Annotated in this window: 6 protein-coding genes, 9 tRNA genes and 1 pseudogene; 15 read left to right on the top strand and 1 reads right to left on the bottom strand. The window is 28.3% G+C overall.

Features of this window, described 5'->3' with window-relative positions:
* Window positions 1-99 precede the first annotated feature (99 nt).
* The 4 genes and pseudogenes from lepB (at window position 100) to V3249_RS00630 (ending at window position 6,459) form a co-directional block, all read left to right on the top strand.
* Window positions 100-510, top strand: coding sequence for a signal peptidase I (lepB, locus tag V3249_RS00645; RefSeq protein ID WP_337896835.1), 411 nt, complete (start codon window positions 100-102; stop codon window positions 508-510).
* A 475-nt stretch (window positions 511-985) separates the two neighbouring features.
* A pseudogene (locus tag V3249_RS00640) lies at window positions 986-2,468 on the top strand (hypothetical protein).
* Window positions 2,469-2,912: 444 nt separating this feature from the next.
* The gene (locus tag V3249_RS00635) at window positions 2,913-5,018 is read left to right on the top strand and encodes a S8 family serine peptidase (RefSeq protein ID WP_337896834.1); all 2,106 of its coding nucleotides are present in this window, start codon (window positions 2,913-2,915) and stop codon (window positions 5,016-5,018) included.
* Window positions 5,008-6,459: a hypothetical protein gene (locus tag V3249_RS00630; protein ID WP_341517574.1), complete on the top strand. Its 1,452-nt coding sequence runs from the start codon at window positions 5,008-5,010 to the stop codon at window positions 6,457-6,459. Before V3249_RS00635 ends, V3249_RS00630 begins: the two co-directional genes overlap by 11 nt.
* Window positions 6,460-6,776: 317 nt before the next feature.
* Here the strand turns inward: V3249_RS00630 and ylqF are convergent, their stop codons facing one another.
* Entirely contained in the window at window positions 6,777-7,595 is an 819-nt protein-coding gene (ylqF, locus tag V3249_RS00625; RefSeq protein WP_341490641.1) for a ribosome biogenesis GTPase YlqF, read from the bottom strand.
* A 51-nt stretch (window positions 7,596-7,646) separates the two neighbouring features.
* Here ylqF and V3249_RS00620 point away from each other — a divergent pair.
* The 11 genes from V3249_RS00620 (at window position 7,647) to V3249_RS00570 (ending at window position 11,488) form a co-directional block, all read left to right on the top strand.
* Window positions 7,647-7,723, top strand: a tRNA-Arg gene (locus V3249_RS00620).
* A gap of 75 nt (window positions 7,724-7,798) precedes the next feature.
* A tRNA-Pro gene (locus tag V3249_RS00615) sits at window positions 7,799-7,875 on the top strand.
* Between the two features lie 3 nt (window positions 7,876-7,878).
* Window positions 7,879-7,955 (top strand) — tRNA-Ala (locus tag V3249_RS00610).
* Between the two features lie 2 nt (window positions 7,956-7,957).
* Window positions 7,958-8,034: transfer RNA gene (locus V3249_RS00605), tRNA-Met, on the top strand.
* Between the two features lie 30 nt (window positions 8,035-8,064).
* A tRNA-Ile gene (locus V3249_RS00600) sits at window positions 8,065-8,140 on the top strand.
* Between the two features lie 4 nt (window positions 8,141-8,144).
* Window positions 8,145-8,235 (top strand) — tRNA-Ser (locus tag V3249_RS00595).
* Window positions 8,236-8,260: 25 nt separating this feature from the next.
* Window positions 8,261-8,335, top strand: a tRNA-Met gene (locus V3249_RS00590).
* A gap of 1 nt (window position 8,336) precedes the next feature.
* Window positions 8,337-8,412, top strand: a tRNA-Asp gene (locus tag V3249_RS00585).
* Window position 8,413: 1 nt separating this feature from the next.
* Window positions 8,414-8,489, top strand: a tRNA-Phe gene (locus V3249_RS00580).
* Between the two features lie 337 nt (window positions 8,490-8,826).
* The gene (locus tag V3249_RS00575) at window positions 8,827-9,543 is read left to right on the top strand and encodes a hypothetical protein (RefSeq protein ID WP_080684858.1); all 717 of its coding nucleotides are present in this window, start codon (window positions 8,827-8,829) and stop codon (window positions 9,541-9,543) included.
* 286 nt (window positions 9,544-9,829) lie between these two features.
* On the top strand, window positions 9,830-11,488 hold the full coding sequence (locus V3249_RS00570; RefSeq protein WP_341517431.1) for an IS1634 family transposase: 1,659 nt from the start codon (window positions 9,830-9,832) through the stop codon (window positions 11,486-11,488).
* The last annotated feature ends 59 nt before the right edge of the window (window positions 11,489-11,547 follow it).

The following is an 11,547-nucleotide window of genomic DNA, read 5'->3' as shown; positions in this document are numbered from 1 at the left end:
TACTTAAATGAAAAATGATTCAACTATGGAAAAAATAATTTTGTAACTGATAAGCCAAAGAAAAAATTTTTTAATAAAAAAACTTTTTTATTTGGTTTGTTGACTTTAGCATTTTCAATTGCCCTAACAGTTTTTATTCTCTTTACTTTTATTTTTAGGTTAGTTGATGTTGAAGGTAACTCGATGTTTCCAACTCTTCAACACGGGCAAAAAATTTTTATTAATAGGGTAAAATCACCAAAAAGAAACGATATTGTCGCTTTTAATTACAAAGAAATAGTTTTAATTAAAAGGATTTTGGGACTGCCAGGCGATAAAATAACTGTTAAAGAAAATGAAATTTACATAAATGATAAAAAAGTTGCAACTTTTATCAAAAACGCAACTTTTTTATTCAACGGAATAGTACCTGAAAATAAATTTTTTGCTGTTGGCGATAATTTGAAAAACAGTAGCGACAGCAGGGATTTTGGATTTTTCGATCTAGATGATGTCATTGGAATTTTGTAGGGATTAGTGCTACTTTATATAAATTTATTAATTTATAAATATAGACAGCTATTAAAATAAAAAAATATAATTTTTTTGCAAAATATGATGAAATTATATTTTTTTATTTTTACTTTCTTGTTTTTGAAGATCATGATATAATTTCTTAAAAATATAAGAACAAAATTATAAGGAGAATATGATGAAGGTAACAAGCGATTTTATCAGTTTTGGTAATTTTTATAGATCATAGTGATTTAACCAAAAGCAAAATTGGTTATTTTGAAAAATATCGGTCAGGCAATCATAATTTTAAAAATATGTTAAAAGCTAGTGAAAATACTTACTTTATTGGAGACCAAAAGAAATCAGAGAATGAAATAATTAATTTTAAAACAGAAAAACAGGTACTATTGAATTTATATCAAAAAATTTAAATTTGCAACTTTTGATAATTCTGTTGAAGATAAATTAGCACTTCCTTATTTGGTTAATGATGAAAAATAAACTAATTCTTACTAAATTTTTGGGAACAACCCTTTTAATTCCGGCATTTTTTTTAACTTCCTGTGGAAATTTAATTACTTTTATTACTAAACAGATTTTGAACATAGATGACGGAATTAACAATCCAGAAAATTACGATTCTTACTATTTTTTAAATTTACTAGCAAAACATTATGAAGAATTTAATACAAAAAACGGTACTTTTTCAGCCCTAAATCTGTTTTATAATCAACCCGAAAAACAACGGGACAACATTTGATTCCTTCGCGAACCTGATGATCTAATAATTGAAAACTTAGAACAATTTCAAAAAAATATAGTTGATAGAACTGAAGAAATTATAAAAAATAATCCTAATTTTGCAAATGTTAATACTTCTGAACTCAAGTCAGAATTTGAAGACAAATTTCTAAAAGGAGAACTTCTTGAAAAAGTCTTAGAAAAAAACAATATTATAATAAACGAACATGGTAGATATTGAAAGCCAAGTCGTGTTAGCTACTATTATTTTGAAGAAAATGGTTCTTCAAACATTATAGCCACAAGATTTATACCAGATTATGTTATAGAAGGAGAATTAGAACAACCCGATGTAGTTTTTAAAGATTCGCCTTTTTTTAATGTTATAGTCTACCCTAAAAATAAAACAATCACTTTTAGGGGCATTGACGAAGGAATTTACACCGACGATAATGATAACATTATAGATTATAAAGAACAGAAAAAAAAGGAAAATATTAATTGAAACAGAAGCTAGAAAAATTTATAATAAACTCGCAAAAAAGTACAATTTGTCAAAAAACAAGATTAGTACTTCATCCCCCTTTTTTATGTCTATTATTATCAATTTTAGCCGAAAAATTAATAATATTAAAACTTTAAAGCCAAAAATTCTTGATTTAATTACAAATAAAACCAATCCTTGATCTAACAGTTTTTTACCAAAAAAACATGCAATTATTAAAAATATTGACGAATTTAAGACAACAATTATTGACCGAATTTTAAAATTGGATCCTAAATTAAAAATTGACCAAAATGATCTAATTTCTGATTTTGAGCAAAAATTTCTAAAAGGCGAAAAACTTAATGAATTTCTAAAAAATAATAATATTTTTATTTACGAAACTTGAGAACAAATTGGTTATGAACCATTTTGGGGAACAGTCCTCCAGCCCATATCGCCCCCTACTAATTTTTCAAAAAGGGCTGAAAGAGAAAAATTGGTTCTTAGAAAAACAGAAAATAATAATATTTTTTTGACAGCAATTTTTCAAACGGATTTAACACTAAATTTTGTTAGAAGCCCTGAATCTAGTTTTGAGAAAGTTGCCTTCCAAATCCTGGCTTTTCCTAAGAATAAGAATATCGTTTTTGATAAAAACGTTAGCCGACTTGAACTAATCAAAGATTTAAAAAACAATTATTTAGATAAATATGAAGAAAAAAGAAAAGAAAACCGGTGCCAATAAATCACATATAAGTTTAAATTAGTAGAAAAAAATCAGACAATTAGTTTTTTATTTATGATTTTGATTGTAATCATTTGTTAATTTTGTTCTGTCATGTTCATTTTAAAAGATTCGAACAAGTAATTTCCCTAATATAAAACTTGGGCTTTTATATGATAAGTAACTTTTAGGTTTGGATCAATTTTATTTCTTTTATGTTGTAAAAGGTCAATAATTTATTGTAAGAATTTTAAAGTTTTTTAGAATATTGAAAATTATTAATAAATAAAGCTCATGATTATTAGTGATAATTTGTTAATAAAAGTATAATGATAAAATATTTATTTAAAAGTAGAAGTCGGGTTTTCAATAAAAAAATTAAAGTGTTAATAAAAGTAATATAATTAAATTAAAACCACAAAACATGTTATAATTTTTATAAATAATTTTAATTGGGTGTGAAAAATGAAATTAGCAAGATTTAAAAAAATAATTTTATTATTGGTGTTTTGGCCATCAATTTTTTTAATATATCACTCTTTTCTTATAAATTTTGATACTAAAAAATATTGATATTCTTCAAATTTTAGTAATAAAATTGATATAAGAGAGCCTTTTGCAAAACAGTTAAGTAACTCGGCAAAAATTGATGATTTTGATAATCAATTCGAATTAAAACTACTATTAAACCCTAATTTCTTGAGTACTGAGTCTAAAGAAATAAGCAATTTTAATCTTGAATTTATTAAAAAAATAGAAAAATCAGGATTAAAATTCAAAGAAGTGAAGAGTAGTAAAATATTACCAATTGTATGGTTTTATTTTGATACCGAGAATGATAGAGAGTTTTTTGTAAAAAATTCAATAGAAAACTCGTTCATTAGTCGTTACATCGTATATAAAAATGAAGGAGATAAAAAAACAAAGCCTTTAAGTTGGTTTCATTATAATAATCAATTTCTAAATGGTTACAACTATTATTTACCTAAATATTTATTACCTAAAACTCGAATTGACAAGTTTAAAGAATCATTGTTAAAAAATATTAAGATTGTTAATTTTGAAGAACAGGCTAATAAGGATAAATTAACTTACAAATCACCACAAACAAAAGTTGGCGCAATCGAAGTTGAGCATGAATTTAACTATGATTTTAAGAGTTATTTTAATGATAATAACATTCATATTAACGACTTGGGTTCTACTAATAAGTGAATTAAACCAATTACAACGAAGTATGATGAAAACGAACCATATCATTCAACTTTAGTATCATTAATATTAGGCGGTAAACTAGGCATTGATACCAAGTCAACTTCCTATTTGTCTATATTTACTACTAACAGTCAGTGACAAAAAGCAATTGAATGAATGGTTGAAACCAATAATGTTAGGGTAATAAATCACAGTTATGGGGCCACAGGGAAAGATTTTTACGATTATAAAGAAGACGCCTTTTTTCTTGATTTTTTAGCAAGAAAATATGGTGTTATTAACGTTTTTTCAGCTGGTAACGGTGCAAGGGAATATTCTGATGAGAAATATGAAGACCACCCTTGAATAGATAAAAAAAAATTATCTTTAAATTCTATAGTTGTTGGCGCACTCGATGATAATTCTGAGCCTTGAAAAATTGCGAAAAACAAAATTGCTGACTATTCAAATTATAAAACTGGCCAAGAATATTATGAATTGGCCAAACCTTTAGTTGTCGCTCCTGGACGAATTTATAATCCTGTTACTAATCATTTTAAGGATGATTTTGTTAATGGAACTAGTTTTGCAGCCCCTATTGTCACTGGCTTAATATCAACACTCCTAAGAGAAAAACCAAATTTAGATAATGATGATAATAGACTAATAGCCTTAAAAGCGATTTTATCTGCTTCGGCAATTTCGCCAGATCATAGTGGTTTAACTAAAAAGAAAAATGGTTATTTTGAAAAATATGGCTCAGGCACTCCCGATTTTAAAAATATGTTAAAAGCTAGTGAAAATACCTACTTTATTAGCGACCAAAAAAAATCAGACCAGGAAACAATTTTTACTAGCAAACCATTTTGAGTAAATTCAAACGACAGAATTAAGGCTTCTTTGTCTTGAATGTTTAATGCTGGTCTTTTAAAAAATAAAGTAGGCGCACCTAACGAGAGCAGCTACGTAAGTTGATGATGATTTTTAACACCTTTTACTCCGATTGGTTTACCAGTTGCAGGTGCCGCTGCTATTTTAGATGCTAAATCTAAGATGAACCAACATAAAAATGACTTTGACAAATGGTCAGAAACACATATTAATTCTGAGCGTTTAAAGTTAGAAGCTACTAAAGAAAATCAAAATGGCAATTTTGTTTCAGATTATGATTTGTATTTGCAAAAACTTGATTCAAATAATAATTGAGTTGATGTTTCTTGGTCAACAAGCTCTAAAAGCAATGATGAATTAATCAATTTTAAAGCAGAAAAATCAGGCTACTACCGGCTTTATGTCAAAAAATTTAAATCTGTAACTTTTGATAATTCTGTTGAAGATAAATTAGCACTTTCTTATTTGGTTAATAATGAAAACTAAACTAATTCTCACTAAATTTTTAGGAACAACCCTTTTAATTCCGGCGTTTTTCTTAACTTCCTGCGGAAATTTAATTCATTTTATTGATAAACAAATTTTTAACAAAGATGACGGAATTAACAATCCCCAAAATTACAATTCTCACTATTTTTTAAATTTACTAGCAAAGCATTATGAAGAATTTAATGCAAAAAACGGAACTTTTTCAGCCTTAAATCTGTTTTATAATCAACCCGAAAAGCAGCGAGACAAATTTTTATTCCTTGGCGAACAAAGTAGAATAACAATTGAAAACCTCGAACAATTTCAAAAAAATATTGTTGATAGAACTGAAGAAATTATAAACAATAATCCTAATTTTGCCAAAATGAATACTTCTGAACTCAAGTCAGAATTTGAAGACAAATTTCTAAAAGGAGAGCTTCTTGAAAAAGTCTTAGAAAAAAATAATATTATAATACGCGAACGTGTCAGATATTCAAGGCCAACTCGTGTTACCTACTATTATTTTGAAGAAAATGGTTTTTCAAACATTACAGCCACAAGATTTGTGCCAGATTTTGTTAAAGAAGGAGAACTAGTTCAACCCGATGTAGTTTTTAAAGATTCGCCTTTTTTTAATGTTATAGTCTACCCTAAAAATAAAACAATCACCTTTAGGGATATTGATGAAAAAATTTATGCTGGTGATAATGATAAAATTATAGATTATGAAAAGAAGAAAATATTAATTGAAACAGAAGCTAAAAAAATTTATAATAAACTCGCAAAAAAGTACAATTTGTCAAAAAACGAGATTAGTGGTTCATCCCCCTCTTTTATGTTTAAAATTATCGATTTTAGCCAAGAAATTAATAATATTAAAACTTTAAAGCCAAAAATTCTTGATTTAATTACAAATAAAATTAATCCTTGATCTAACAGTTTTTTACCAAAAAAACATGCAATTATTAGAAATATTGACGAATTTAAAACAACAATTATCGACCGAATTTCAAAATTAGATCCTAAATTAAAAATTGACCAAAATGATCTAATTTCTGATTTTGAACAAAAATTTCTAAACGGCGAAAAACTTGATGAATTTCTAAAAAATAATAATATTTTTATTTACGAAACTTGGGAACGAATTGGTTATGAACGATTTTGGGGAACAGTCCTCCAGCCCATATCGCCCCCTACTAATTTTTCAAAAAGGGCTGAATGAGAAAAATTGGTTTTTAGAAAAACAGAAAATAATAATATTTTTTTGACAACATTTTTTAAGACGGATTTAACACTAAATTTTAATACAATTCCTGAATCTAGTTTTGAGAAAGTTGCCTTCCAAATCCTGGCTTTTCCTAAGAATAAAAGCATTGTTTTTGATAAAAACGTTAGTCGACTTGAACTAATGGAAGATTTAAAAAACAATTATTTAGATAAGTATGAAGAAAAATAAAAAGAAAATGCAAAAGAAAAAAACCATATATAAGTTTAAATTAGTAGAAAAATCAGACAAATAATTTTTTATTTATAGTTTGTGGTAAAAACTCTTTTGCATTTTAAGCAACCATTTTATAGACTTCTTTTAGTTCTAAAAGTAAAAAACCTAAAAAGCATAAAGTTAAAATCTAAAATAATAAACTTGCTTTTGAGTCACAAAAAGCGACAAAAACGCCCCGTTTTTGTACCTAAATTAACACAATAATTTAGATATTTTTAAAAATTAACTATTCTAAAAAAATTTTTTTAATGAACTTTAATTATCTTAAAAAATTAATCTAGTGTAATTTTTTGTTTGCCAATATGCATTAAAAATCACTTTCGACAACGAGGCAAATCTAGACCGCTTTTATTTATAAATTTTTTATTTTTACACAAAATCAATAAGTTTTCTTCAATTTCTGAATCAATTAGTGAGGGTTTTAGCTCTAAATCTGTGATGAAATTTGGGTATTGTTCAGAAATTATTTTGTATGCTTCAATAAAAAGATCACTAATATTTAGAATTTCTCACCTTATTAATCCAATAATAGCTAATTTTACGGCTAAAATTTGATCATCCATTTTTGGCAATAGGATACCAGGGGTGTCAAGAAAAAGAAATTTATCATAGCTAATTCATTGATTATTTCTCGTTATTCCTGGTTGGTTTCCTACTTTTAGTTGTGATTTTGTGATTAAATTTATTAGCGTTGATTTTCCAGTGTTAGGCACTCCGACAACAAAACATTTTAGACTTGGTGAGAAAAATTTAGTTGAATTTTTTTCTTGTTTTATTTTAAATATTTTATTTAAATGTGATATAATTTCTAATCTAGCTGAATTATCTCGTAAATTTACAAAGAGAACAAAAAATTTTTTATCCGTAAAAAATTTTTTTATTTTAGTAAATTTATTTTTATCAGCTAGATCAATTTTTGTTACTATTACTAGTGTCATTTTTTGTTTTGCAATTTGCAAAAAATTCTCATTTAGACTAGAAATAGGGCATCTGCCATCCACAACTAAAATAAAAAGATCTGCTATTCGCGCTTTATTTTCTATGTCATTTATGCTTTTTGCCATATGGCCTGGAAATCAATTTATTTTCATGCAATAAATTATAAATCTTTTTATTAAAAAAGTGGTATAATTGTAAATTGTGGTCACGTAGCTCAGTAGGATAGAGCACGAGCCTTCTAAGCTTGTGGTCAGAGGTTCGAATCCTCTCGTGATCGCCATTTTTTTATTTTAAAAATAAAAAAAATAAATAAAAAAATTTTGCTTTTTCAAAAAATAGTGTATAATTATTAATTGGAGAAGTAGCTCAGCTTGGCAGAGCGCTACGTTTGGGACGTAGTGGTCGCAGGTTCAAATCCTGTCTTCTTCACCATTTGGGGGGGTAGCTCATCTGGCTAGAGCGCCTGTTTTGCACGCAGGAGGTAGAGGGTTCGACTCCCTTCCTCTCCACCATTGGCTCTATAGCTCAGTTGGTTAGAGCGTCCGGTTCATACCCGGAAGGTCATGAGTTCGAATCTCCTTGGAGCCACCAATTTTCATATAATATACAACAAAATCGCCTGGATCTATAGCTCAGCGGTTAGAGCATCCGGCTCATAACCGGTTGGTCATTGGTTCGAATCCAGTTAGATCCACCAAAATGGGCAATTACCCAAGTGGCTGAAGGGACTAGTCTTGAAAACTGGCAGGGGTGTGAAAGCCCGCGGGGGTTCGAATCCCTCATTGCCCGCCATTTATTTTAAAAAAAATCTTAACACAGCGGAGTAGAGCAGAGGTAGCTCGTTGGGCTCATAACCCAAAGGCCGTAGGTTCGATTCCTACCTCCGCAACCAAGGTCTAGTAGTAAAGTGGTTAATACGCCTCTCTGTCACGGAGGAGATCGCGGGTTCGATCCCCGTCTAGACCGCCATGGCTCCGTAGCTCAGTTGGTAGAGCAACGGTTTGAAGCACCGTGTGTCACTGGTTCGATTCCTGTCGGAGCCACCATACCTAATTGCAACCTCCAATAATTTATAAGTAGTTATAATAAAAATGTCGTAGATTACGGCATTTTTTAATTTTTAATTTTTTTTTAATATTTTTTAGTTAAAAAAAATATTTATCTTGTAAAATTTAGTATTTATTTTTATGTAGAGAGAAGGTATTAACAATTTTTTACCAAAATCCGGATTTTTATCTTTCCCTTACTGTAAATTTACTAATTTTCCTTTTAATTATTCTAGCAATTCCGGTTTTAATAGTATTTTTGATTGCAATTGTTAAACCGCGAATTAAACGAACGTCAAATATTTATCTCTATTCGCTAAGCACCGGTCTTTTGTTGATGGTTGCGACAGTCGGACTTATGCAAGAAGGATTTAATGGCGCTGAAAATTTCGCTCATAGCTATGGTGATCTAGAAAATTTATTTAAAATTCTAATAATTGGCGGTGGCTCAATTTTAGGTCTGACAAGCGTTTTTATTGCCCGTTGATTTTTTATTCGCATTTTTAAAAAAGATTTGCACTTGGATCACAAACAGCACGATCATAGCGATCACATTGTAAATTTTTCTGACATTGACAGCCCAAAATCCGCTTGACTTGCAATTTTACTTCTACTTTCACACCGAACAATTGATGGATTTATATTAGGATCTGTCATTGCCAGGGTGACTGCAGGAGAAGAAGTTAATTGATATTTAATTGGAACTTTTGTCGCTCATATGTTAATTGAAATTTTAATTATTCACTATCGGCAAGTTCAATATGGTCAAAGTATTAAAAAGTCCGTAATTTACAACTTAATTACAACGCTAATTTTAATTCCAATTATTGTAATAGGTGCTTTTTTGAATAGATTTTTTATTCAAACTGGTTGACTAATTCCATTTTTCAATGTTTCTGGTGGAGCAATTTTGAGTTTTGTGGTAATAATCGAACTAGTTCCCGAATTTATTCACCTCAGGAATAATTCCTCAAAACAATGGCATATTTCGCTTATTCTTTTTGCGGCTGGAATTGTTTTTGCATTAATTCTTTTAACACTTCACCAACACTAGTTTGTAAAAAGCATAACTGAATTTAGCTAGTTGTTTTACAATTTTTAGAAAATTTCGAGCCTTACAAAGCTCGTTTTTTTTGTTTTTTAAGGAATTTTCTTGAATTATTAGGACCAAAATTGAACTATCCTGAGTTTCCCAGTTTGAAGGCAAAAATTCACTTTTTAGTGAATGCGAATAAGCAAAAATACCCGTAAATCGGTGTTTTTTTACTGTAAAACCTTATTTTTTATTAATTCCGTTTAATTACATTTTTAAATTAATTTTTATGGTATAATTATAAATTATGAAAAAGCAAAATTTGGTTTTATTTAATGTTTGAGGAAACTCGAAAGATAAACTATATAAATATGTTGGCTGAACACAAGGTTATGGCAAATCTCCAAAACGGTGATTTAGTTTAGGAAATGTGCAAAATTTGGAAAAAATTAATCCAAATGCTATTCAAATTATCAAAGAAAAATTGAAATTGTTTTCAAATTTAGATGACATGCATAAAGTCAAGATTGCTTTACTTGATTCTATTAAAAATTCCACCATAATCGAAGGTTCGGTTTTTGTTGGCGGGGAATTAATTGAAAAACTTATTGAAAAGCACAATATTTTTGAATCACTTCCTAAAAGTAGACATAAAAATATGAAAGAAATTTTTAACTACTTAATTTCAAAACGGATCACCGATCCTGGCAGCATTATTAATGCTTTTGATAAAAAGGATGACTACTCAAATCAAATAAATACTTCCAAAAATAGCTTTTATAGACTCTTAGATCTTGTTTTTGAGTCACAAAATCAACTTTTAGACAGTCTTAATAAAATGGTAACAAGTGAACTTGGAAAAAGGGACAGTGAATTTTATTTTGACTCATCAACAGTCTATTTTGAGACATTTGAAAGAAATGGATTAAGAATTCCTGGTTATTCTAAAGATGCTAAATTCAAAGAAGATCAAATTGTCATTGGCTTAGCGTGTGATAAAAATGGTATTCCTTTTCATATTAAAGTTTTTAAAGGAAATACCGGCGATTCTAGTACATTAATCCCTTTTGTATTAGATGTTGAATCCAAATATAATATAAAAAATATGACAATAATCGCTGATCGTGGTATGTCAACTGCTGCAAATATTCGATTTCTTGAATCAAGAAACTATAATTTCATTATTTCTTATCATGCAAAGGTAGGGACTCAAAAATTTAAAAATTATTTACTAGATCCAAGCGATTATGTTAATGTAAGCGCGGATTTTAAGTATAAAAAAGAAGAATTTTATTCATCTTATAAGAATAAAAGATACACCGAAAATATTAGAAGAAGAATTATTACTTACAGTACAAAAAGAGCGATAAAAGACAGAAAAGCTCGCGAGGAGCAAATCCAAAGTTTTATTAAAAAACAAAATAAAGACGGTTTTATTGAAGTAAACAAATTGTTTGGTAAAAAACCTAAATATTTTAAGGAAATTTCAAACATGAAATTTGAATTGGATCAAAGCAAAATTGACAAAGACAAACAATTTGATGGCTACTATGTTTATGAAACAAATATACTAAATTTGAATGTTTTAGACATAGTTGGAAAATACCAAAAACAGTGGAATATTGAAGCTAATTTTAGAAGTCTAAAAGGTTTATTGAATATTCGCCCCGTATTTTTAAGAATTGACGAGCATATTCTAGCTCACACACTTTTGTGTTTTATCTCACTAGTTATTTTAAAAACTATAATATTTAAAATCAACAAACATATTGCTGATAAAAAATTATTTGAAAACAGTCAATTAACTGAAGTTGGTTTAGTAACAATGTTGCAAAAATTAAGGCAAAGGGTTGAATTTAACACTTTAGATCAGCAAATAACATTTAAAAATCGCGATGGTGTTCCTAGTGATCCGAATATTTGAAATAGGTATGATTTTTACCATGATGTGTTAATAAATCAGTAAAAAAATTGTAATTAAATTTTTCCAAAAACTTAAAAAAGTCCCTAAAACTGGATACTTTT

Origin of the sequence: Mesomycoplasma ovipneumoniae, from assembly GCF_038095995.1 — a bacterium.
In the GTDB taxonomy this organism is placed as follows: Bacteria; Bacillota_I; Bacilli_A; order Mycoplasmatales; family Metamycoplasmataceae; genus Mesomycoplasma; species Mesomycoplasma ovipneumoniae_F.
Note: the sequence above shows the minus strand (reverse complement) of the source record. Positions and strands in the feature narration are given on the sequence as shown.